Genomic DNA, 24,563 nt, shown 5'->3' with positions numbered 1-24,563 from the left:
TCTCCTTTAAAATAAAGTTGTTTGATTTGTTTCACTAAGAGATTCTATTGCATTAAAAGCTTTTAATTTATCAATAGTAGTTTGAGAAACTTTAGTTCTTCTTTTAAAATCTTCATAAGATATAAATTTCCCCTCTTCTCTTTCTTTAACTATATTTTCTATAACAGATGATCCAAGACCATTTAATGCCATAAGAGGAACTCTTATCTTTCTATCTTCAATCACAAACTTATCCCCATGTGATTTATAAACATCTATTCCTAAGAAATCAAAACCTCTAGCTTTCATCTCTATTATTATTTCACATACTGCCATTTGTGCTTTTTTCTTTACATCCAACTTTGGCTCTTTATTAAGTTCAGCCATTCTACTTTTTACACTTGGAATATCTTTCATTAATTCATAATCAAAATCTTCAACTTTTCTTGTTAAATACGCAGCATAGAATTCTAGTGGATAATGAACTTTAAAATATGCTATTCTCATAGCCATCATTACGTATGCTACAGCATGTCCTTTCGGGAACATATATTTTATCCTTCTACAAGATTCTATATACCATTCTGGAACTCCGTGAGATTTCATGAGCTCAGAATATTCCGCCCACTGTTCTTCATTTTTACTAGGCTGTCCTTTTCTTACGAATTCCATTATTTTAAAAGCGGTTCCTTTTTCTATTCCTTGATCTATCAAGAAGTTCATTATGTCATCACGAACTGAAATTATTTGTGATAGAGTTGCCGAACCAGCTCTAACAAATTCTTGTGCATTATTTAGCCACACATCAGTTCCATGTGAAAGACCAGATATTCTAACCAATTCAGCAAAAGTAGTTGGCATAGTATCAATTAACATCTGTCTAACAAAAGAAGTTCCAAACTCTGGAATACCAAATGTTCCAACAACTGATCCAATGGAATCACTGCTTATCTTTAGAGATTCTGTACTAGAGAATAGTTTAATTGTTTCAGGATCAGCTAATGGAATATCATATACATTTACTCCAGTATATTCCTGCAATAATTTTATAGTAGTAGGATCATCATGCCCTAGTATATCTAGTTTTACAAGTTGCTCATCCATAACATGGTAATCATAGTGAGTTGTTATAGAATCACTTTTTTGATCATTTGCTGGTTTTTGTACAGGACAAAATTCATAGATTGAATTTCCTTGAGGCACAACTATCATTCCACCTGGATGTTGACCTGTTGTTTTTTTAGCACCTTCACATTTTCTCGCTAATCTTATTATTTCAGCTTTTCCAACAACTGTATCATGCTCTTCAAAATACTTTCTTACATAACCTTCAGCATTTTTTTCTGCTAAAGTTGAAATTGTTCCTGCCTTAAATACATTCTCTTTTCCAAATAGTTGTTCACAATATCTATGAATTTCAGATTGATACTCTCCAGAAAAGTTTAAATCTATATCAGGAACTTTATCTCCATTGAATCCCATGAAAACTTCAAAAGGTATAGAATGTCCATCTTTTTTCATATTTTTTCCACATTTTGGACAAACTTTATCTGGAAGGTCAACTCCAGCTCCCTCTCTTATTATAAATTCTGAATGTTTACATTCTTTATCTGGACATAAGTAATGTGGATAAAGTGCATTAACCTCAGTAATCCCCATCATGAAAGCAACTATAGATGATCCAACAGACCCTCTAGAACCAACTAGATATCCATTATCAAGAGATTTCTTTACAAGTTTTTGAGCTGAAAGATAAAGAACAGAAAAGCCATTTCCAATAATTGCCTTTAATTCTCTTTCAATTCTTTGTTCAACTATTTCAGGTAAAGGGTTCCCATAAATTTCATAAGCTGTTTTATATGTCATATCTCTAACAATATTTTCAGCATCATCTATTTTAGGAGGATAAAATCCACTAGGAATAGGTTGTACTTTTTCTATTAAACTTGAAATTAAATTTGTATTTTCTACAACTATTTCATTAGCTATCTCTTCCCCTAAATATTGAAATTCTCTTAGCAATTCATTTGTAGTTCTAAAATAAAATCCATTATCTACCATATATTGATTTTCACGGAATACATTTCCACTTCCATAAAGTAAAATGCTACGAATTTTAGAATCTTCTTTTTCTAAATAATGAACATTTGAAGTTGCTGTTACTATCTTTCCAAACTCTTTTGCTTTGTCATATAAATACTTATTCATAACTTCTACAGACTCATATGAATCAATCGCACCTGTTCCATCCTCATCTATATACTCACTATAAGATATTCTTGGTTGCAACTCTATATAATCATAGAAATTTATAGATTCTTCTAACATTTTAAAATCATGGTTTAGATAATACGAAGAAAGCTCTCCTGTATTCATGAAATGGACAGAACTTGGAGCTCCAAATATTAGTCCCTCTCTATGATTTTCTAATACAGATTTCAGTATTCTAGGTTTTCTATTTCCATAGTAATCTATATGAGCTTCAGATATGAGTTTGTACATATTTTTTAAACCTATTTTATCTTTTACTAAAACAATAACGTTCTTTGTATCTTGTTTTTGATAATTTAAGGCAAAATTATTTGTCATGTCTGAAAGTTTAACTGCTCCATTTTCCAAATACTTTTCTAAAAATACTATAAACATATTAGCTGTAGCTTGAGAGTCATCCACTGCTCTATGATGATTTTCCAGCGAAACACCCAAATGTTTAGTAATTGCTTTAAGACCATATCCACGAAGTGCTGGAAATAAATCTCTTGCCATCTTTAATGTATCTATAACAGATGGTTCATAATCTATTCCCATTATTCTTTTAACATCTCTTCTTATAAAACTCATATCAAAAGTTGAATTGTGAGCAACCAAAGTGGAATCTCCAACAAACTCCATAAATTTAGGTAAAATCTCTTCTATACTTGGCATTCCAACTACCATATCGTCTGTTATTCCAGTAATTTCTGTAATTTTTTTAGGAATTGGTTTTCCAGGATTTATAAGTTGAGAATATCTTTCTACTATTCTTGTTCCCTGAAGTTTAACAGCACCAATCTCTATTATCTCATTCTTATGAGAATTCAATCCTAGAGTCTCTAAGTCAAATACTACATACGTTTCATCAGCTATGTTTATATCTTTAGCACTTCTAACCATAGGTAATGTATCGTCTACCATATACATTTCACAACCAAATATAATTTTTATATCTTTTCCTTTTGCTGCTTTATAAGCGAAAGGGAAAGAGTGTGCTACTCCATAGTCTGTTATAGCTATTGATTCATGACCATACTCAAGTGCCCTTCCAATTAAGTCCTTTATATCAGTAACCCCAACCATTTCACTCATTTTACTATGAGTATGAAGTTCAACCATTTTTCTTTCTGCTGTATCAACTTTTTTTTCTTTTTTATTTTCTAATTTATTTAAAGCATTTATCATTATTATTTCTTCGTTATCTTCATATGTATCAATTTGTTTTCTTCCACTAATTTTTACAAAATCTCCAACTCTTACATCAAATTCCTTTGGATCATTTAAAAATATTTTTGCAGTAATTGAATCTGTTCCATCGGTAATTCTTAAAGTTTGAAGAGTCTTTCCAGTTCTCAAAACACGAGCATCTGAAACAAAGAGTTCCCCTTCAACAACAGCAATCTCATTTTCAATAAGTTCACGAAATTCCTTAAGAGAAAGACTTGGACTCTTGATATCTTTCTTTTTATTAAACCCTACATTTCCAGTTGGAACTGCTGATTTTATTTCTACTTTAGGAGCTGCATTTTGTTTTGAATTCTTCTCAATTTCTTTATCCATTTTAGTCGTTAATACTATAAGCTTTTCTTCTTTTTCTGTTTCCAAATTAGAAATTGCTTCGCTAAAATCACCATAACTAAACTTTATTTTGAATCCATTTACACCGTAATTACTAAGTATATTTTCTAACCTTTCATTTATTCCTGATGTGTATAAAGTTTCAACAGCTAATTCATTTTTCAATTCAATTTCAATCTCGTTTTCTAAAACTCTTATTCTATATAAGTAAAGAAATGATCTTGATACAGCGTTATTCTTTTTCAATTTTTCAATTACTTTTTCTACTATTGATAAAAAATCTTCTTTTGTTATTTCTTTATTCAAATAATCTATTTTAAAGTTTATCTCTAAATCACTACCGAATTTCTTTTTAATATTTTCATAGACTTTATCTAACTCTCCCAAATCCTTTGGAGTAGAGACTAAACATAACATGTCCATCTTTTTGTTTCTTTCATTAAAAATTATTTCTGTAATTTCTATATTTTGTATTCCCATTTCTTTAAATATATTTCTTTGCGGTTTAATCCTTATCTCTCTTCTTGGCATTTTTTCCTCCAAAAAAATAGCCACGTATCTCGTGGCTATTTTTCTCCTAATAATCTATCTAATATTATTGAAACTGCCGACCTAACAGACAGATGATTATAATCTGAATTTCCTCTAATAGGTTCAAGTATATAATCTGACGTTTCCATAATTTCGTCTATAAGACCCCAACCTGTTCCAAATAAAAGAAGGTATGGTTGATCATCTTCAAACATTTTTTTAGAAAGTTCTTTGTATCCTATTGAATTTGGATAAGTCTTTGCTGATGTTGTGATAATAAGAGGTCTTTTACCTTCTCTAATTTCAATCTCAGCTATACTTTGTTCTATAGTTTCATAAACCCTTGTTCTTCCAAAGGCTTCCTCTCTATCTTTATTGTATCCTGCGCCCATTCCCTCTTGCCAATACCCTATTATTCTTTCTGTTAAAGCTTTTTGAGCATCTACAGATACAATTATATGGTATTGATTTATATCATATGTTCTACAAGTTCTTGATATATCATGTATATCAAAATTCGTTACCGATGTACAAACAACATCTCCTCTTTTATTATAAACTGGAGAGTGCACTAATCCCAAATAAACAGATTTTCTCATTTTCTTCATCCTATTCTTTCTAAGTCTTTGTATTTTTCAATCTTATCTATATAAACATCTTTAGCATATTTTAAATATTCCTTGTGCTTGTCAGTGGTCTTTTTAATAACTTTAGCAGGAGAACCTGCAACAAAGTCTCCTTCTTCTATTATCAACTTATCAGTTACTAAAGAACCTGCAGCAACTAAACAATTAGATGGTATTTTTGAGTTATTCAACAGTATAGCTCCCATACCAATAATTGAATTATCACCGATAGTACATCCATGAATAATACAATTATGTCCAATCGTTACGTTTTTACCTATAGTTGTAGGTATATTTGTATCCCCGTGAACTGTAGTATTATCTTGAATGTTAGAATTGTCACCTACTTCAATTTTACTCATATCTGCTCTAAGAACTGCTGAAAACCAGATTGTTACATTTTTACCAGTAACCACATCACCAATTAATGTTGCTGTTTCTGCTATGTAATTATTTTCTCCAATTTTTGGAGCATGCTTTCCTAATCTATATATCATGCTATAGCTCCTTCTTTATTTCTTCTAGTAGTTTTTTTTCTAATTTTGTAAATTCTCTTCCATCTAAAAGTTCTTTTCTTCGACAATAAGTTCTTTTTAAACTTTCTTTAAGTCTCCACTCATCTATTTTTTTATGATTTCCTGACAATAATATTTCTGGAACTTTCAATCCTTCATATTCTGCAGGTCTTGTATAATGAGGGTGATCTAATAACCCAGTAAAGAAAGAGTCATTTTCATACGATTCTTTTTTTATAACACCAGGAATCAATCTTATAATTGCATCTGATATTACCATTGCAGGTAATTCTCCACCTGTTAAAACAAAATCTCCAAGAGAAATTTCTAAGTCTACTTTCGACTCTACTACTCTTTCATCTATTCCCTCATAGTGCCCAGCTATTATAGTTATCTCTTTCTCTTCTGAAAGTTCTATTGCCAATTTTTGGTCAAATCTTTTTCCTTGTGGAGAAGTATAAATCACTTTTCCATTAGTTTCATTTAACGCTTTAAAAAGGGGTTCAGGCTTCATAACCATTCCAGCCCCTCCTCCAAAAGGCATATCATCACTTTGTTTATGCTTTCCATCTGCATAATCTCTAATATTAATAATATTTACCTGTACTTGGTCTCTTTCAATAGCTCTTTTTATTATGCTGTGCTCCTTGAAAGAATCAAAAAACTCTGGAAAGAGAGTTAAAATATTTATTTTCACCTGTTTCTCCTTATTGTTTCTTTTTTTCTTTCATTCCCTCTATTAGAGAAACTTTCATTTCTTGTTTTACAAAATCAATAGCTTTTATAAATACTTCAACATCAGGTACCATCATTTCATACTCATCTGATTCTATAACATAAATATCATGAGCAGCTGTTTCATATATATCAGTTACTTCTCCAAGTTTTTCACCTGTTTCAGCATCTATAGCCTTCATTCCTATTACGTCATTTACTAAATATTCATCTTCGTTAATTCCTAATAAATCTCTTCTAGCTTTTAACAAAGCATTTTGATATAAATTAGCATCAGATTTATTTGTTATCTCATCAAATTCCATAACCCATTTTTTACCAACTAACGGTGCCACTTCTTTTAAAGTAAGTATCTTTGTAGTTCCATTTGGTAGCTCTGCTATCAGTTTACTTCCTTTTAAAACTTCTAAATTATCTACGTTTGAAGTAACTTTTACCGCTCCTTTTAAATGGTGAGTTCCAGACATTTTTGCAACTGTCAATAATTCCATGATTCCTCCTAGTCTAAAAATTCTACATTTACATTTAACTTATCTTTAACTCCAGCCGCTTGCATAACACCTCTTATTGCATTTGCTGTAAGTCCATTCTTTCCAATTACTTTTCCCATTTCTCCTTGAGCTACATTTACTTTAAAAGTAACTGTATCATCAATCAAGTCATAGCTAATTCTTATATCCCCATGTTTTTCAACCAGTTGTTCAACTACATAACGTAAAAGTTTTTCTAATCTCTCCATAATACTCCCTCCATTTTTATAGTTGTCCTGACCAAGGTCCCTCTTCAATGATCTTAGCTACAACCCATTTTCTATCAAGATCTTCTATTATCATTCTAACGTCATCCTTAAAATCAAGTGTTGATACTATAGACAAATCTCCTGCATCCGCATTTTTTGTTCTAACGACTCCAACACCTTCATAAGCTTCCATTACTTTGTTGATAAAATCAATATCTTCTCTTCTCGTTTTTACTTTAAATTCATAACTTTGCATATTTCTCCTTAAACCTTCTTTAAGCTAAAAGGAGGCTGACTCTAAAATAGGTATTTCCTAATCTAGTTTTCAGCCCCTTTATTTAAAAGCCTTCTATTTTCCTTCAAAAATTTCAGCAAGTTTTATAAAATCTTCTATAGTTAAGTTTTCTGCTCTTTCATTTTCAGATATCCCTAATATTGAGATTTTTTCTCTTACTTCATCTTTACTATAACCTAAAGTTGAAAGATTATTAACTATATTTTTTCTCTTATTAGAGAATGCAGCTTTTACATATTTAAAAAAGATATCTTCAGATATTTTATTCACATATCTATTATCTTCATAAAATTTTATAGACATAAAAGCCGAATCAACTTTAGGAGCTGGTGTAAAAAACGCTTTTGGAATAGTAAATAAGTATTCTGCTTCTCCAAAATATTCAACAGCTAAAGTAAGTACACTACGTTCTTTTCCAGAGTCAGCACAAACTCTTTCTGCAACCTCTTTTTGAACCATAATATACATCTCTGAAATTTTATCTCTATTCTCTATTATTTTATTTATTATAGGTGAAGTTATATAATAAGGTATGTTTGCAACAACTTTTCCTTTTTTTTCAACAACCTCTCTTAAATCAACTTGAAGCACATCTTGCATAATAAGATTAAACTTTGAATTTGAATCATACTTTTTTCTAAGTATTTTTTCTAAATCAGTATCTATCTCAATACAAGTTACTTTTGATGCTGATTCTAAAAGTAATCCCGTTAAAGCTCCTTCTCCAGGACCAATTTCTATAATCTCATCTTCTGAAGTTACATTTGAAACTTCCATTATTCTATCTAAAACATCCTTTTGGTCAGTAAGAAAGTTTTGTCCATATTTTTTTTTATGTTTAAAGGACATTGTACCTCCTAATATTTTTATTTTACTATTTTTCCAATGTACGGAAGATTTCTGTAATACTCATCATAATCAAGTCCATATCCAACTACAAACTCATCTGGTATTTCAAAACCTATATATTCACCAACTATATCAACTTTTCTTCTGCTTGGCTTATCTAATAAGCTTGCTACTTTAATTTCCTTAGGATTTTTTGTTGCTAAAAATTCCTTTACATATTTTAAAGTAAGTCCTGTATCTATAATATCTTCAATTATAATAACATTTTTTCCAGATAGGTCTAAATCCACATCTTTTAAAATTTTTACAACACCTGTACTATCTACTCCACCGTGATAACTTGAAACTTTCATAAAATCCATCGTTAATGGTAGATTAATTTCTTTTAGAAGATCAGCCATAAACATTATTGATCCTTTTAAAAGACCCACGCAAATAAACTCTTTCCCCTCATAGTCACTCTCTATTTTCTTTGCAAGTTCCTTTATTTTACCCTCTATTTGCTCTTTAGAAATCATAACTTCGATAGTATAGCTCATTTTTTCCTCCCGTTGAAAAACAAAATTATATTATATTGTTTATTTTATCATTTTACATACTATTTATCAAGTAAATATTGATATTTTAAGGGTCTTATGTTATCATTCAATAGATATTTAAATGTCATATTTTCAAGTTTTAAGGAGGAATTAATGAAAAAGATTTCACTATATCTTTTGTCATTTTGTGCGATTATAGCTTCATGTTTTTTTGCATATAATATTTTTATAAGAATATATTTCAATCAATTTTTATACAAAACTCCAGATTTCAAAGGTCTAACTCTACAAGAGGTAAAACAATTGAATAAAGGGAATGTCTTTAATATAACGATTGCTGGAGAAGAATTCTCAACATTTCCAACCAATGAAATTTTTCTTCAAGAGCCAGAACCAAATAAAATAGTAAAAAGAGGAAGAAATATAAAAATTTGGGTTAGTAAAGGATCCGATGAATTAATTTTACCTGATTTTTCAGAAAAAAATCTTATCGATGTAACAGCAGCATTACAAACAGAAGGAATTACTATAGATAAAGTTAGTTATCTTATATCTCCTCTTCCATATAATACTGTTATAGCGACTTCTCCAGCTAAAAATTCTAAAGTTAGGAGAGGAGATTCAATCTCTATTCTTGTTGGAGATATCCAAGAAAATAAGGAAGTTAAAATGCCCGATTTAATAGGATTAGAGTTAGAAGATGCAAAATCTGAAATCTCTAGAAATTCTCTTTCTTTGGGAGAAATAAGTTATAAAGTAACAGATTATTTAGATCCAAATATAGTAATAGAAACTAGCCAGACAACTGGCAAAAAAATTACTGCAGGAACAGCAATAGACCTTGTAGTTAGTCAATAATATTTAGGAGAGTGAGTTTTATAGAAGGAATAGTTATTAATAAAATACAAGGATTTTATAATATTAAAAGTGATGGTAATGAGTATCTTTGCAAATTAAGAGGTATTTTGAAACGTAGCGACAAAAGAGATAATTGTGCTGTAGGAGACCATGTTATTTTTGATGCTGATGGATTTATAACTGAGGTTAAACCCAGAAAAAATTTACTCTTCAGACCATTAGTTGCAAATATAGATTACATAGTTATACAGTTTTCAGCAAAAGATCCAGTTATAGACTATGAAAGATTACATATCCTTTTATTAAATAGTTTTTATTATAAAATTAATCCAATAGTTGTTATAAATAAAATTGACCTACTTTCAACCACTGAAATAGAAGAAATTGAAAAAAAATTGGACTTTCTAAAAGCTTTAAACATCCCATTGTTCTTTATTTCTACAAAAACAAACGAAGGGATTCCTGCCCTTAAAGATTTTCTTAAAGATCATGTTACTGCCTTTGGTGGCCCAAGTGGAGTTGGAAAATCAAGTATTTTAAATCTTATACAATCAACTAGAATTTTAACTACTGGTGAAACAAGTAAGAGATTGAAAGCTGGAAAACACACTACAAGAGATAGTAATCTTTTACCAATGTTAGATGGTGGATTCGTTATAGATACTCCAGGGTTTTCTTCTGTTGAACTTCCTGAAATAATGGACTCTGCTGAATTAGAGGCACTTTTCCCAGAATTTCATGTAGACGGAGCATGTAGATTCAACAACTGCATTCATATAAATGAACCAGGTTGCGTTATTAAAGAAGCAGTTGAAAATAATAAAATATCTAAAGAAAGATATGAATTTTATAAAAGATGTTATGAGAAACTTAAAACCGAGAGATGGAGCAGAAGATAAAAAGGTAGAGAACATTAATGTTCTCTACCTTTTACAGTTCTTTTATTAAATATTTAATAGTTTTATTAAATACTTCATCACTTACAACAGCTATTATCTTAGTCCCTTCACCCTCATAAGATTCTTCTTCTATTATACTATTTCTATGTAAATATGCTCCTGCTGAAGACTCAGAATATGGAATTAAATATTCTACTCTTTTTAGTGTTCTTGGTAAAAGTTCTACAGCTTTTTCCATAAGTACATCTATATTTATTTTATCTTTTGCACTAATTTCTATGATAATATAATCTTTAAAAGTATCTTTTACCATTTCTATTTGCTCAGTTGTTGCCTTGTCACACTTATTTAAAGCTAATATAGTTGGTTTATCTAAAGCAGATAATTCTTGTAATACTATCTCAACTGCTCTTATTTGTTTTATAACCGTTTCACTCGATACATCCACAACATGAATTAATAAATCAGAAAAACTAACTTCTTCCAGTGTCGATTTAAAAGCCTCAACTAAATCGTGAGGTAACTTTCTTACAAATCCAACAGTATCAGTTAATGCTGCTACTCTCTTATCCGGAAGTATCATAGATCTAGTTGTTGCATCCAATGTTGCAAATAACATATTTTCAGCAAAAACTGCTTCTTTTTTAGTTGTATTGTCTCCAGGATACATCTCTACTAGAAGATTTCTAAGAGTAGATTTACCAACGTTCGTATACCCAACCAGAGAAATCTTTGGAATTCCAGAACTCTCTCTTTTCTCTCTTTGAAGTGCTCTATTCTTTTTTATCTTATCTAGTTCCATTTTTAAATCATGTATATCATCTCTAATTCTTCTTCTATCTATTTCTAATTTTTTTTCTCCTGGTCCTCTTGTTCCTATACCTCCACCAGTTCTAGACATTATACTTCCAAGACCTAGAAGTCTTCCACTTCTATATTTAAGCTGAGCTAACTCAACTTGAATTTTAGCCTCTCTTGTTTTTGCTCTTCTTGCGAATATTTCTAAAATAAGTATTGTTCTATCTATAACTTTACAACCAGTTACAGCTTCTAAGTTTTTAATTTGAACTCCACTTAACTCTTCATCAAAAATTATTAAATTGGCTCTCTTTATTTGTTTTAACATCGCTAATTCTCTAGCTTTTCCACTTCCTATAAAAAATACATTGTCCACTTTATTTCTTTTTTGAAACATCGTATCTACAACTGTAACGTCACAAGCCCTAGCTAACTCTTCTAACTCATCCAAACTCTCTTGTGTATCGATTCCTACTAAGATTGCAATCTCTCTATCGTCTTCAACTACATCTACTTTTCTAAGATTTTTCTCCATCTCTTCAACAATATTTGCATAATTAAAATTACATGCTTTCTCAACAGAAAGGTTCTCAATTTCTTCATGAACCAATTTTTGACCATCTAATTTACAGAATCCTATATTTATACCATTTATACCAGCTTCAGTAACTCCTACGGCTGCAATAGCATCTAGTTTTAGTTTTAGTAAAGCTGAAATATCAATCATAGAAAGATTTGGATATCCATTTGGATGGGTATGGATAATTCTAACTCCACTAAGTTTTTTATTTGATATATCCAAAATTGGAAGCTCCACACTATTACTATCTCCAATTGCTACATCTATTATTTTACTTTTTCTATCAATCGCTACATTTATTTCTCTATTTATATGGATACTTATATCTGAAATTAAGTTTATAATTTCTTCAGTTACAAATTTTCCTTTTTCGATTTCATAATCATAAATATTTTCTAATTCAGCTAATATGGAATCTCTAATTCCTTCTATATTTCCACTTATCATTATTTCACGTCCTTATTTTAAACTTTCTTTAAATTCTACTATATAATATGCTTTTTTTCAAACTTTAAATATTTTTATAAATCTATCTCTTGCTTTTTTTCAAACAATATTGTATTACATTATATTATAGTTATATTTTGAAACTTTTTGGAGGTTGGATATGAAAAAATTAGGTTTATTACCAAAATTGATTTTAGCAATTATCATCGGTATACTAATAGGAATGACTAGAATTGAATTTTTAGTTAGACTTATGGCTACTTTTAGCGGAGTTTTTGGAAACTTCCTTCAGTTTGTTATTCCGCTTATTATTATCGGATTTGTGGCTCCAGGAATTGGAGATTTAGGAAAAGGAGCTGGAAAACTTCTTGGAATTACTACAGGAATTTCATATCTATCTACAATCACTGCTGGTTGTTTAGCTTATTTTGTTAACAGTGTTGCCTTTAAATACATCCTTACTCCTGGATCAATGGTAATCAATGCACAAAATCCAGAGCACTCTTTACTATCTGGATTCCTAACAATTGATATGCCACCGGTTATGGGAGTTATGACAGCTTTACTTATGGCTTTTACTCTTGGTATAGGAATAGCAATTGTAAAAGGTACTGCAATAAAAAATGTTATGGGAGAATTCCAAACTATTGTTGAAAAAATCATCAGCAATATTATTATCCCATTATTACCTTATCATATTGCCGGAATCTTCGCTAATATGACTTATGCTGGACAAGTAGCAACAATCATGTCAGTATTTGCTAAAGTATTCGCTTTAGTTATTATTTTACACATGACTATTATTATAATCCAATATACTATTGCTGGTTCTATGGCTGGAGCTAATCCAATCAGATTAATCAAAAATATGTTACCTGCATATTTCACAGCAATTGGAACTCAATCATCAGCAGCAACTATTCCAGTAACTTTAGCTCAAACTAAAGAGAATGGTGTAAATGATGGTATCGCTGATTTCGCTATCCCTCTATGTGCAACAATTCATCTATCAGGAAGTACAATAACTTTAGTAAGTTGTTCTATGGCTGTTATGATGCTACATGGAATGCCAATGACATTTGCTGGAATGTTTGGATTCATTTTAATGCTTGGAGTTACAATGGTTGCGGCACCTGGTGTTCCTGGTGGAGCTGTAATGGCTGCTCTTGGACTATTAGAAACAATGCTTGGTTTCCCACCTACTCTAACTTCTCTTATGATTGCACTTTACTTAGCACAAGATAGTTTTGGAACTGCTTGTAATGTTACTGGTGACGGAGCTATAGCAATCATCGTTAATAAATTAGCTGGCTTCAAACTAGCAAAAGATCAAGTTGCAGAAGGATATTAATAAACAAATTTTATCAAAAAGAAGCCGTTAATGGCTTCTTTTTTTATTTATTTAAATTATACGTTTTACATTTTTAAAATATCATGATAAAATTTATCTGACGTTTGCTTACTTTTCATTGCGATTTTAAAAGGTTAACAATTTTAAAAAATTTATATATTAAATTTCAGGAGGAAAAATGTATTTAGAAATTCTTTTTAAAGTAGTCGGGGGACTTGGATTATTCCTTTACGGAATGGATAACATGTCCAAAGGAATGCAGAAACTTGCAGGACAAAGACTTAAAAAAATTCTTGCAGCATTAACAACAAATAGATTTATTGCTATAGTTATGGGAATTTTTGTTACAGCCTTAGTTCAATCATCTTCTGTAAGTACAGTTATGACTATTGGATTTGTTAATGCTTCTCTTCTTACTTTAAAGCAAGCTTTAGGTGTAATTCTAGGAGCGAATATTGGAACTACTATAACTGGTTGGATTCTAGTTTTAAAAATTGGAAAGTATGGACTTCCAATGGCTGGAGCCGCTGCCGTATCTCAAATGTTTATGAAAAGTGATAAAGCTAGAACAAGAGCTCTCACTATCATGGGACTTGGATTAATCTTCTTCGGACTAGAGCTTATGAGTGATGGTCTAAAACCTGTAAGAACTATGCCTGAATTTGTTGAATTATTCCACGCATTTAGTGCTAACTCTTATTTAGGTGTTTTAAAAGCTGCCGCGGTTGGTGCACTTCTTACTGCCGTAGTTCAATCATCTTCAGCAACTCTTGGTATCACAATAACACTTGCTGTTCAAGGATTAATTGATTATCCAACAGCAGTTGCATTGGTTCTAGGAGAAAATGTTGGAACTACTATTACAGCACTTTTAGCTTCATTAGGTGCCAACGCTAATGCTAAAAGAGCAGCCTATGCTCATACAATCATTAATGTAGTTGGAGTTCTATGGGCCACATCTATCTTCACTTACTACCTTGCGTTCCTTGAAGATATGATGGATCCAGTTAATAATTTAACTGCAGCTATTGCTACAGCTCACACAATGTTTAACGTATTAAACGTTTTACTATTTGTTCCATTCATTGGATATGTTGCTGACTTCTTATGTAAAGTAGTTAAAGATGATGCTCCTTCTGTTAAGGGTAGAGTTACACATCTTGATAACCTGATGACTGAAACTCCAGCTGTTGTTGTTGAGCAAACAAAAACAGAAGTTATTGAAATGGGTATAAGCATCAAGAAAATCTTTAAAAAATTAAAAGAAAGTGTAAATAGTACAGAAGCTCTTAATATTAATCTTCCTGAAATTGAAGCTTTAGAAGACAGACTTGATCTTTTCCAAAAAGAAATTTCTGATGTTAATTTCCGTATCTTAACAACTGACTTAGATTCTGAAAATACTGAAGAAACTAGAGAGAACATTCAAACTTGTGATGAGTATGAAACAATAAGTGATTATCTACTTAGAATCGCTAAGACTCTTAAAAAACTAGAAGATCACGAAATATCACTTAGTGATCACAAGAAAAATACTCTAACTAATCTTCATTCAAATATAGAATCTTTATTTGATGATATAGATTTAGCTTATCAGCAAAGAGATAGAGAACTTTTCGTTGCTGCTATTAAAAAATGTAATTTCATTAAAGATGAATATAAAAAAGCTAGAGCTGAACATTTAGAGCATATAACTAATAGTGTTATGCCTGCAATGCTTAGTACTGGGTATATGGATATACTAAATAACTATAGAAGAATAAAAGATCATCTATACAATATAATTGAAATTTTCGCCAAATTATAATAAAAAGGGAATCCTAATCGATTCCCTTTTTATTTGATTAAAAAAAAAATAATGGTATAATTAAGAAAAATATTTAGAAAGCAGGTGTGCAATGAAAAGTACAGAACATTATTTTGATAACTCAGCAACATCTCATCCAAAACCAGAAACAGTTTATGATTCAGTAAATTTTTCAATAAAAAATTTAAGTGGAAATCCTGGAAGATCCGGGCATCATAAATCAGTAGAAATAAATAGACAAATTTACTCTGTAAGAGATAAAATAGCAAATTTTTTTAACATTTCAAATCCATTACAAATTTCTTTTACAGCTAATGCCACAGAATCTTTAAATTTTGCTATAAAAGGTTGTATAAAAGATAACCAAAGAATTATAACCTCTGTCTTTGAACATAATTCAGTGTTGAGACCTCTTTTTTCACTAAGAGATGAACACGGAGTAAAAATAGATTTCATTGAAACTTTTGAAGATTTAAAAAATAATTTCAATAGAGATACTAAAGTTATTGTTATTAATCATATTTCAAATGTCACTGGAAATATTCAACCATTAAAAGAAATTGGAGAATTTTGTAAAAAAAATAATCTACTTTTTATTGTTGATGCTTCTCAAAGTGCTGGGTATATAAATATAGATGTTGAAGAAATGAATATTGACATCCTTTGCTTTACAGGACATAAGTCTTTATTTGGTATTCAGGGAGTTGGAGGAATATACGTTAGAGAAGGAATAGAAATTACTCCCATTTTAGAAGGTGGTACTGGGAGTTTTTCAAAACTTGAAAGACAACCAAAAGTTATGCCCGAACTCCTTGAAAGCGGTACATTGAATACTCCTGGAATTTTAAGTCTAGGTGCTGGAATAGATTTTATAAATTCTGTTGGACTTGAAACTATTAGAAATCACGAGAATAAACTTACATCTTTATTTTTAGATGAAATTTCTAAAATAGATAAAATTAAGATCTATTCTACTTTTTCAAAAGATAGAGCACCTGTTATAAGCATTAATATTTCGGGAATTCCAGCTCAAGATGTAGCAACTATATTAGATGAAGAATTTAATATTTTAACAAGAGCAGGTTTCCATTGTGCTCCACTAGCTCACAAATTCTTAGGAACAGATGAGTATGGAACTGTCAGATTTTCTTTTGGATATTTTAATACTGAGGAAGAAATTATATATACTGTAGATGCATTAAAAAATATTGTTACTAATATTTAAGATTTTTTATTGACATTTTTTTATTATTATGATACTATTTACTAGTAATTAACTCACTTGAGAAGATTATTCCGGGGATATAGCTCAGTTGGGAGAGCAACGCACTTGCACTGCGTAGGTCAGCGGTTCGACTCCGCTTATCTCCACCATATTAAGCCTAGATAGCTCAGTTGGCTAGAGCATTCGGTTCATACCCGAACGGTCGAAGGTTCGAATCCTTTTCTAGGCACCATCTTTTAAATACAAAAGCACTGCTTGCGCAGTGCTTATTTTTTTAGTCTTTATTATTTCCTCCACCAACTAATCTAAGTATATAAACAAATAAGTTAACAAAATCTAGATATAAAGATAATGCTCCTATAACTCCCATTTTTTCAATATCACTTTCATTCCCGCCTGATAATTCATAAGCCATCGCTTTAATCCTATTTACATCAAAAGCTATCATAGCTGAGAAGATAATTACTCCAAATACAGATACCAACCAATAGAACACAGGAGCTTTTATAAAAATATTTATTACAGATAAAATAACTAAAGTTATTAATCCTCCAAACATAATTTTACTGTACTTTCCTAAATCTTCATTAGTTGTATATCCATATATTGCTATTACTAGAAACATAAGAGATGTAATCCCTAAAGCATATGTAAGTATATAGATTGAAAAAAATAAAGTGAAAATTGAAAAAACAAATCCATTTAAAAACGCATAAGCAAAAAACAAAATCTTTGCCATGCCTACCGAAATTTTATTTATTGCAAAACTCAGAACTAAAACAACAACAAACTCAGCTATAATAAGTGGCCAATAATAAGTTTGAATCATATTTAACAAACTAGTATTCTTAGTCAAAATAATATAAGCCGGTACTCCAGCTGTTATTAACAATCCAATAAACATATAAACAAACGTTTTTCTCAAAAGATCATTAGTAACTGATACATTCATATAAGTATTCCCCATATTAATTCCTCCTGAAATATATTTCTATGATTATTATTTACCACGCATCTTATCTTATCCCTTCAAAAAATATAAAAAATGGAGAGTTAACCATTTTTGATCAACTCTCCAAACATTATTAAATCTTGCTTATATCAAACACTTCTAAATCTTGCTTATCTACATTTAAATCTTGCATTTTTATAATTGCATTCAATGTATCAAGTGATGTTAGAACTTCAACTCCATATTCAATAGCAGTTCTTCTCATTTTAAATCCATCTCTTTGAGCATCATTTGCTTTTGTTGGAGTATTTATCAGTAATGAAACTTCTCTATTTTTTAATAAATCTAGAATGTTAGGAGAAGGTTCTGTCATCTTCTTAACCCCATTTGCTTCTATTCCATTCTCTGCTAAATACATTTTTGTTCCCTCTGTAGCATAAAGATTACATCCAAATTCTACAAGCTTTTTAGCCATTGGTAAGAACTCATCTTTATCTTCATCTCTTATAGTTAGAAGGATGCTTCTTCCTTTAACTCCTTGAACTCTTCCGCCACCTACAAGACCTTTGTATATTGCTTCTTCAAATGTGTTTCCTACCCCTAAAACTTCTCCAGTTGATTTCATTTCAGGTCCTAAAGAAACTTCCACATTTCCTAATTTTTCTGTTGAGAACACAGGAACTTTAACCGCTACAACAGATGGCTTTTTATATATTCCTGTTCCATAACCTAGGTCTTTTAACTTTTCTCCCATAATTACTTTTGTCGCTAATTCTATTACCGGAACCCCAGAAATTTTAGCTATATAAGGGACAGTTCTAGAAGATCTTGGATTTACTTCTATTACATAAAGTTCATTTTGGTAAGCTATAAACTGGATATTCATCATTCCTTTTATGTCTAAAGCTTTTGCTATCTTTTTAGTTATCTCTAAAATTTTATCCTCTGTTCCTTCGTATAGATTTTGAGGAGGATAAACTGTTATTGAGTCACCTGAGTGAACTCCAGCTCTTTCTAAATGCTCCATAACTCCAGGAATTAAAACATCCTCTTCGTCACAAATGGCATCTACTTCAACCTCTATTCCATTTAAGTATTTATCTATAAGTACAGGATTTTCTGGATCTCTGTCAAATGAAGCTTCTAAATATTTAACTAAGTTAATCTCTTCATGACATATTTCCATTCCCTGTCCACCTAATACATAAGATGGTCTTACTAGAACAGGATAATTAACTTCTTCTGCTATTTTTATTCCATCTTCTATATTCCAAACAGCTTTTCCTTTAGGTCTTTTTATATCTAATTTTTCCATTACTTCTTCAAACTTCTCTCTATCTTCAGCAGCATCAATCATTTGAGCAGAGGTTCCAAGAATTTTAATTCCTTTTTCACTTAAATCATTTGCTAATTTTATAGCTGTTTGTCCTCCGAACTGAAGTACAACTCCTTCAGGTTTTTCCTTTTCGATTATATTCATAACATCTTCAGTTACTAATGGTTCAAAGTATAATCTATCAGCTGTTGAGAAGTCAGTTGAAACTGTCTCAGGGTTGTTATTTATTATAATACTCTCTATTCCCATATTTCTAAGAGCTTTTATAGAGTGAACAGTACAATAATCAAACTCTATTCCTTGCCCAATTCTTATCGGTCCTGATCCTATAACAATTACTTTTCTCTTGTTAGTTACTTCAACTTCATCAAACTGATCATATGTTGAGTAGAAGTATGATGAATCTGCCGCAAACTCTCCAGCACATGTATCAACCATTTTGTAAACTGGATTTACATTATATTCTTTTCTTTTTCTTGTGATATCGTTTTCTGTAACATTCATAAGAGAAGCTATTCCTTTATCTGCAAATCCTTTTTTCTTCATGTTTCTTAAGAATTTTTCATCTAAATCTTTAAGAGTCATTCTTTTCATAGTCTCTTCTTGTTTTACAATCCATTCAATTTTTTCCATAAAGAATTTATCTATTCCAGTTATCTTTTGTAACTTTTCCTTTACATATCCTCTTCTTAGCATTTCAGCAACAACAAATATTCTTTCGTCATCTGGTCTTACTACTATTTCTTTCAATTGCTCCATAGTTAATTTTTTAACAGCTGGATGCTCTAAATTAAATCTACCAATTTCTAAAGATCTTAATCCTTTTAAAAATGCAGCTTCAAAATTATTTCCAATTGCCATAATTTCACCAGTTGCCATCATTTTTGTCCCTAATCTTTTATTAGCTTTTTTAAATTTATCAAATGGCCACTTAGGAATCTTAACTACTATATAATCAAGAGCTGGTTCAAAACATGCAAATGTTTTTCCTGTTACTTCATTTACAACTTCATCTAATCTATAACCTAAAGATAATCTAGTAGCAACTCTAGCTATTGGGTATCCTGTAGCCTTTGATGCTAAAGCTGATGATCTAGAAACTCTTGGGTTTATCTCGATAATAGCATATTCAAATGACTTTGGATGAAGAGCAAATTGAACGTTACATCCTCCAATTACTCCAATCTCATTAATTATTTTTATCGCAGATGTTCTAAGCATCTGATACTCTCTATCTGAAAGAGTTTGAGATGGTGCTACTACTATTGAATCTCCAGTATGAATTCCAACCGGATCAATATTTTCCATATTACAAACTGTTATACAGTTTCCATCCATATCTCTTATTACTTCATATTCAACTTCTTTCCATCCAAGTATTGATTTTTCAATTAGAACTTGTCCAACTCTTGAAAGTTTAAGTCCTTTTAATAAAATTTCTTCAAGTTCTTGAGGATTATCTGCTATTCCTCCACCAGTTCCTCCAAGTGTATAAGCTGGTCTTACTACTACTGGATAACCAATCTCATTTGCAACTCTAAATCCATCCTCTGATGTTTCAACTATTTTACTTTCAATTACTGGTTCCCCAATTTTATCCATAGCTTCTCTAAAAAGTTCTCTATCCTCTCCTCTTTTTATAGATTGGATTGGAGTTCCTATTACTTTAACACCATATTTTTCTAATATTCCTTTGTCATGAAGTTCAACTGCCATATTTAATGCTGTTTGTCCACCCATTCCAGCAAGTATTGAATCTGGTCTTTCTTTTGCTATAACTTTTTCTACAAACTCTGCCGTAATAGGCTCTATATATATTCTGTCCGCAACAAATTTATCTGTCATTATTGTAGCTGGATTTGAATTTATTAGTACAACTTCTATTCCTTCTTTTTTTAGAGTTTCGCAAGCTTGTGTTCCAGAGTAATCAAACTCTGCTGCTTGACCAATTATGATTGGTCCTGATCCTATCACCAGGGTCTTTTTTATTGATTTATCTAACATTATTTATCCCCCTCTATTACTTTTAAGAAATCATCAAATAAATATTCTGAATCTGATGGTCCAGGCCATGCCTCTGGATGGTATTGTACACACATAATTCTCAGTTCATCACTTTTCATTCCTTCAATAGAATTATCATTTAAGTTTATATGAGTTACTCTCATTGATTCTGGAACTTTATCAACTACATATCCATGATTTTGAGAAGTTATGTAAATTTTATTTCTATCTAAATCCTTAACTGGATGGTTACATCCTCTGTGTCCATATTTTAATTTTTTAGTAGTTCCACCTAAAGCCCAAGCTAGAAGCTGATGTCCTAAACAAATTCCAACTATTGGAAGTTTTCCAACAAGTTTTTTTATTTCGTTTATAACTTCTGTTAACTCTGCTGGATCCCCTGGTCCGTTAGATAAAAATACTCCATCTAATTTATGAGATAAAACTTCTTCAGCAGTAACATTCCATGGGAAAACAACCATACTATAACCTCTCTTAGAAAAGTTTCTAAGTATGTTTCTTTTTACTCCAAAATCTATTACTCCAATTTTTTTACCTTCCCCAGGAATTTCATACGTTTCTTTTGTACTTACTGTTTCCACAGCATCAATATTATTAAATTTATTAAAATGAGCATCTATCTCTTTTTGTGTTAATTCTTCAGTTGTGATTAAAGCTTTCATAGCTCCCTGTTCTCTAATAATCTTTGTAAGATGTCTTGTATCTATCCCCTTGAATCCAACTACTTTATGCTGTCTTAAGAAACCATCTAGAGTCATTTCACATCTAAAGTTGTTTGGAAGCTTTGCATCTTCTTTTATTATAAAGCCTTTTAATTTAATTCCATCAGATTCCATATCCTCTAAATTAATCCCATAATTTCCAACCATTGGATATGTCATAACAACTATTTGACCACAGTATGATGGATCTGTTAACAACTCTTGGTATCCAGTCATTCCAGTGTTAAAAACTAATTCTCCTACTGTCCCCCCTAGCTCTCCAAATATTTTACCTTCGAAGACCATTCCATTTTCAAGAATCAATTTACCTTTCATTAATACCTCCACAAATAATTTTGCATAAAAAAAAGGAATATGAATTAAATATCATATCCCAAATATATATAAATATTAAATTTAAAAACTAAAAATAAATTTTGAAAAATAGAATAACTTTTTGAAATAAGAAAATTTAGTAGGTCATTTTTGTATTTAATTACTGTTCTTAACTTCCTCACTTTTTTCTCACCCCTTTTTTTTACTCTAGGAAGGATTATACATCTATATTTAATTTTTGTCAAATATTTTTATTTTATTTTTAAGCTCTATTAAAACAAAAAAGAGACACTTAAAAGACAGTGAAGATGAATAATTCCAAAAAACATAAGTAAATAAAGGCTGTTAAAAAAAAAATTGACAACAATACATTACGAGTTATATTGTTATTGTAGTGTATTTTTTTTAACTTTAAAGATGGAGATGTGAAAAAATTGTTTGAAAAATCGATGAAAATAAGAAAAGAAAAAAGAATAACTCAGAAAGAATTGGCAAAAATTTCTGAAGTAAGTTTAAAAACTATAAATCGCTACGAAAATGGAATTAAGATTAGTTTTTCTTCTGAAAAAAAAATACTGGAAAATTTAAATATAAATTTTGAAAATTTGCATACTGAAAATATAGAAAAAAATAAAATTTCATTCAATAAACAAGCAGAAGAATATGAGGAATCAAAATATATTAATCAAAAAAATAGTGTAATACAGTTGATTAATAAAGGTTATCCTTATACAGGAAAAAGAGTCCTTGACTTGGGTGCAGGGACTGGTTTTATATCAAGAGAAATAGCTAAATTAGCAAAAGAAATTTATGCTTTGGATATAAGTAAGGCTATGATAAATCAAATAGAAAATTTGAATAAGAATAATAAATTAAAAAATATTATTCCTGTCAGAGGAGATGCACATAATTTAGAATTTGATGAAAATTTTTTTGATACGGTAATCACAAGATTAACATTACATCATCTGAAAGATATTGATTTAGTTTTAAAAGAAATAAAAAAAGTTCTAAAAAATTTTGGAGAGTTAATTATTGTTGATATTATAACTTCTGAAAAAGAAGAAGAAGCTGATTTACAAAATAATTTTAATAAAATAAGAGATTTTTCTCACAATAAATTTTTTAATTTAAACGAATTGAAGAAAAAATTAAAAGAAATTAATTTTTGTAATTTAGATATAGAAATCTGGAAAGAAGATCGGATTTTTGAAGAGTGGATAAAGTTATCAAAGTATAAAGATGAAGATAATGTACTTTTTAACATCATGAAACATTTTGCTATAAATGGAATAAAATTGGGACTCGATTTAAAATATGAAGATTCAAAACTAAGTTTTAAACAAAAAATGGTTTTAATAAAAGTTATAAATATTAAATAGAATATGACTTTATAAAAGTTATATAACGGGGGAGAAAATATGAATTATAATTTAAAAAAAGCTTTTGAGTTTATTGAAGAAAATGAAAAAGAGATGCAAAGTTTGTGGATAGATCTTTGTAAAATAGAAAGTCCTTCAATTGACACAGATAATGTAAATTTAGCTATCAATTTTCTAGAAAAAAAATTAATAGAGTATGGGATGAAAACAAAAATTTATGAATTCAGCCAAGGACCAAATAGCCTTACCGCTTTTTTTGATAATGGAAGTAATCATCTAGAAATGGCCATTCTAGGACATCTAGATACGGTTCATAAAAAAGGATTATTTGGTGAGGAAGTTGTAAAAATCGATTTTGAAAACGACACAATTTATGGTCCTGGAGTTTTAGATTGTAAAGGTGGAGTTATTGTCGGGGCACTAGTAGCTCGTGCTCTAAATCACATCAATTATGATAAAATAGTTAAACTGGCTTTTTCGGGAGATGAAGAAGTTGGTCATAGATATACCCTAGGAGAAGGAAAACAATTTTTTTTAAATGAGTTGAAAGGATTTAAAACATGTATAGATTGTGAAACAGGATTTGTAGATGGAAGAGTAGTTACTGGAAGAAAAGGAACAGCAAACTTTAAAATAACTATAAAGGGAAAAGCGGCTCATTCTGGAAATGAACCTCAAAATGGGGTTAGTTCAATAAAAGAAGCGGCATATAAAACAATTAATATAGAAAAAAATAATGATTTTAACTCAATACATTATAATGTAGGAGTTATTGAAGGGGGAACAAGCCAAAATACAATACCAGAATATTGTACTATGACAGTGAACGTGAGATTTAAAAATTTAAATGATTTAGATAAAATCAAAAGTTTTTTAACAGATATAACAAATACATCTTTTGTAGATGGAACAACATCAGAGATAACTCAAATTTCATTATCAGACCCTATGGAACAAACAAAAAAGAATTTGCAATTATTTGAATTATTAAAAACTAATTCTGAAAAATTAGGATTTGGCACACCTTACTCTTGCCATTTAGGTGGAGGATCTGATGCCGCCTATAGCGTTACTCTAGGAATACCAACAGTTTGTGGAATGGGAGTAAAGGGTTATGAAAATCACACTATAAGGGAGAGAGCTCTGTTAAGTTCTTTAGTTGAAAGATCAAAACTAATATTACAAACAATACTAACACTACCAGAAACTTTTGAGGAGGAAAAATAA

20 protein-coding genes and 2 tRNA genes are annotated in these 24,563 nt (G+C 30.2%); 9 read left to right on the top strand and 13 right to left on the bottom strand.

The window, feature by feature from the left end; genetic code table 11:
* Nucleotides 1-6 precede the first annotated feature (6 nt).
* The 9 genes from H3N56_RS09455 to hpt all read right to left on the bottom strand — a co-directional run bounded on the left by H3N56_RS09455 (nucleotide 7) and on the right by hpt (nucleotide 8,639).
* Nucleotides 7-4,341, bottom strand: a complete 4,335-nt coding sequence (locus H3N56_RS09455; RefSeq protein ID WP_185880941.1) for a PolC-type DNA polymerase III — start codon at nucleotides 4,339-4,341, stop codon at nucleotides 7-9.
* A 35-nt stretch (nucleotides 4,342-4,376) separates the two neighbouring features.
* On the bottom strand, nucleotides 4,377-4,940 hold the full coding sequence (locus H3N56_RS09450) for an RNA methyltransferase (RefSeq protein WP_185880940.1): 564 nt from the start codon (nucleotides 4,938-4,940) through the stop codon (nucleotides 4,377-4,379).
* Nucleotides 4,941-4,945: 5 nt separating this feature from the next.
* Nucleotides 4,946-5,464: a gamma carbonic anhydrase family protein gene (locus H3N56_RS09445; RefSeq protein ID WP_185880939.1), complete on the bottom strand. Its 519-nt coding sequence runs from the start codon at nucleotides 5,462-5,464 to the stop codon at nucleotides 4,946-4,948.
* A gap of 1 nt (nucleotide 5,465) precedes the next feature.
* The gene (trmD, locus tag H3N56_RS09440) at nucleotides 5,466-6,179 is read right to left on the bottom strand and encodes a tRNA (guanosine(37)-N1)-methyltransferase TrmD (protein WP_185880938.1); all 714 of its coding nucleotides are present in this window, start codon (nucleotides 6,177-6,179) and stop codon (nucleotides 5,466-5,468) included.
* A gap of 10 nt (nucleotides 6,180-6,189) precedes the next feature.
* On the bottom strand, nucleotides 6,190-6,708 hold the full coding sequence (rimM, locus tag H3N56_RS09435; RefSeq protein ID WP_185880937.1) for a ribosome maturation factor RimM: 519 nt from the start codon (nucleotides 6,706-6,708) through the stop codon (nucleotides 6,190-6,192).
* Nucleotides 6,709-6,716: 8 nt separating this feature from the next.
* A complete protein-coding gene (locus H3N56_RS09430; protein WP_185880936.1) occupies nucleotides 6,717-6,956 on the bottom strand; it encodes a KH domain-containing protein in 240 nt (79 codons plus the stop codon).
* A 16-nt stretch (nucleotides 6,957-6,972) separates the two neighbouring features.
* Nucleotides 6,973-7,212, bottom strand: a complete 240-nt coding sequence (locus tag H3N56_RS09425) for a DUF4911 domain-containing protein (RefSeq protein ID WP_185880935.1) — start codon at nucleotides 7,210-7,212, stop codon at nucleotides 6,973-6,975.
* 93 nt (nucleotides 7,213-7,305) lie between these two features.
* Entirely contained in the window at nucleotides 7,306-8,100 is a 795-nt protein-coding gene (gene rsmA, locus H3N56_RS09420) for a 16S rRNA (adenine(1518)-N(6)/adenine(1519)-N(6))-dimethyltransferase RsmA (protein ID WP_185880934.1), read from the bottom strand.
* 17 nt (nucleotides 8,101-8,117) lie between these two features.
* Complete coding sequence (gene hpt / locus H3N56_RS09415) at nucleotides 8,118-8,639, bottom strand: hypoxanthine phosphoribosyltransferase (protein ID WP_185880933.1); 522 nt, start codon at nucleotides 8,637-8,639, stop codon at nucleotides 8,118-8,120.
* Between the two features lie 153 nt (nucleotides 8,640-8,792).
* Between hpt and H3N56_RS09410 the strand changes: the two genes are divergently transcribed.
* On the top strand, nucleotides 8,793-9,497 hold the full coding sequence (locus tag H3N56_RS09410; RefSeq protein ID WP_185880932.1) for a PASTA domain-containing protein: 705 nt from the start codon (nucleotides 8,793-8,795) through the stop codon (nucleotides 9,495-9,497).
* 11 nt (nucleotides 9,498-9,508) lie between these two features.
* The gene (gene rsgA / locus H3N56_RS09405) at nucleotides 9,509-10,396 is read left to right on the top strand and encodes a ribosome small subunit-dependent GTPase A (protein WP_332647417.1); all 888 of its coding nucleotides are present in this window, start codon (nucleotides 9,509-9,511) and stop codon (nucleotides 10,394-10,396) included.
* A 31-nt stretch (nucleotides 10,397-10,427) separates the two neighbouring features.
* On the opposite strand, the gene hflX is transcribed toward rsgA, so the two are convergent.
* The gene (gene hflX / locus H3N56_RS09400) at nucleotides 10,428-12,221 is read right to left on the bottom strand and encodes a GTPase HflX (RefSeq protein ID WP_185880931.1); all 1,794 of its coding nucleotides are present in this window, start codon (nucleotides 12,219-12,221) and stop codon (nucleotides 10,428-10,430) included.
* 160 nt (nucleotides 12,222-12,381) lie between these two features.
* On the opposite strand from hflX, the gene H3N56_RS09395 reads away from it, so the two are divergent.
* The 5 genes from H3N56_RS09395 (at nucleotide 12,382) to H3N56_RS09375 (ending at nucleotide 16,836) form a co-directional block, all read left to right on the top strand.
* Nucleotides 12,382-13,572 (top strand): dicarboxylate/amino acid:cation symporter, encoded by a 1,191-nt coding sequence (locus H3N56_RS09395; RefSeq protein WP_185880930.1) that lies wholly within the window; start codon nucleotides 12,382-12,384, stop codon nucleotides 13,570-13,572.
* A gap of 178 nt (nucleotides 13,573-13,750) precedes the next feature.
* On the top strand, nucleotides 13,751-15,379 hold the full coding sequence (locus H3N56_RS09390; protein WP_185880929.1) for a Na/Pi cotransporter family protein: 1,629 nt from the start codon (nucleotides 13,751-13,753) through the stop codon (nucleotides 15,377-15,379).
* A gap of 91 nt (nucleotides 15,380-15,470) precedes the next feature.
* Nucleotides 15,471-16,604 (top strand): aminotransferase class V-fold PLP-dependent enzyme, encoded by a 1,134-nt coding sequence (locus tag H3N56_RS09385; RefSeq protein WP_185880928.1) that lies wholly within the window; start codon nucleotides 15,471-15,473, stop codon nucleotides 16,602-16,604.
* A 73-nt stretch (nucleotides 16,605-16,677) separates the two neighbouring features.
* Nucleotides 16,678-16,753 (top strand) — tRNA-Ala (locus tag H3N56_RS09380).
* Nucleotides 16,754-16,759: 6 nt separating this feature from the next.
* Nucleotides 16,760-16,836: transfer RNA gene (locus H3N56_RS09375), tRNA-Met, on the top strand.
* Between the two features lie 42 nt (nucleotides 16,837-16,878).
* Here the strand turns inward: H3N56_RS09375 and H3N56_RS09370 are convergent.
* From H3N56_RS09370 to carA, 3 genes are all read right to left on the bottom strand, one after another.
* Nucleotides 16,879-17,571 carry a Bax inhibitor-1/YccA family protein gene (locus H3N56_RS09370; RefSeq protein ID WP_185880927.1) on the bottom strand — a complete coding sequence of 231 codons (693 nt, stop codon included), beginning with the start codon at nucleotides 17,569-17,571 and terminating at the stop codon, nucleotides 16,879-16,881.
* Nucleotides 17,572-17,689: 118 nt separating this feature from the next.
* Nucleotides 17,690-20,896, bottom strand: coding sequence for a carbamoyl-phosphate synthase (glutamine-hydrolyzing) large subunit (gene carB / locus H3N56_RS09365; RefSeq protein WP_185880926.1), 3,207 nt, complete (start codon nucleotides 20,894-20,896; stop codon nucleotides 17,690-17,692).
* On the bottom strand, nucleotides 20,896-21,954 hold the full coding sequence (gene carA / locus H3N56_RS09360; RefSeq protein ID WP_185880925.1) for a glutamine-hydrolyzing carbamoyl-phosphate synthase small subunit: 1,059 nt from the start codon (nucleotides 21,952-21,954) through the stop codon (nucleotides 20,896-20,898). Before carA ends, carB begins: the two co-directional genes overlap by 1 nt.
* A 425-nt stretch (nucleotides 21,955-22,379) precedes the next feature.
* On the opposite strand from carA, the gene H3N56_RS09355 reads away from it, so the two are divergent.
* Both H3N56_RS09355 and H3N56_RS09350 read left to right on the top strand, forming a co-directional pair.
* Nucleotides 22,380-23,336 carry a methyltransferase domain-containing protein gene (locus tag H3N56_RS09355; RefSeq protein WP_185880924.1) on the top strand — a complete coding sequence of 319 codons (957 nt, stop codon included), beginning with the start codon at nucleotides 22,380-22,382 and terminating at the stop codon, nucleotides 23,334-23,336.
* A gap of 39 nt (nucleotides 23,337-23,375) precedes the next feature.
* A complete protein-coding gene (locus H3N56_RS09350) occupies nucleotides 23,376-24,563 on the top strand; it encodes a M20/M25/M40 family metallo-hydrolase (RefSeq protein ID WP_185880923.1) in 1,188 nt (395 codons plus the stop codon).

Origin of the sequence: Cetobacterium sp. 2A (genome assembly GCF_014250685.1) — a bacterium.
Lineage (GTDB): Bacteria > Fusobacteriota > Fusobacteriia > Fusobacteriales > Fusobacteriaceae > Cetobacterium.
Note: the sequence above shows the minus strand (reverse complement) of the source record. Positions and strands in the feature narration are given on the sequence as shown.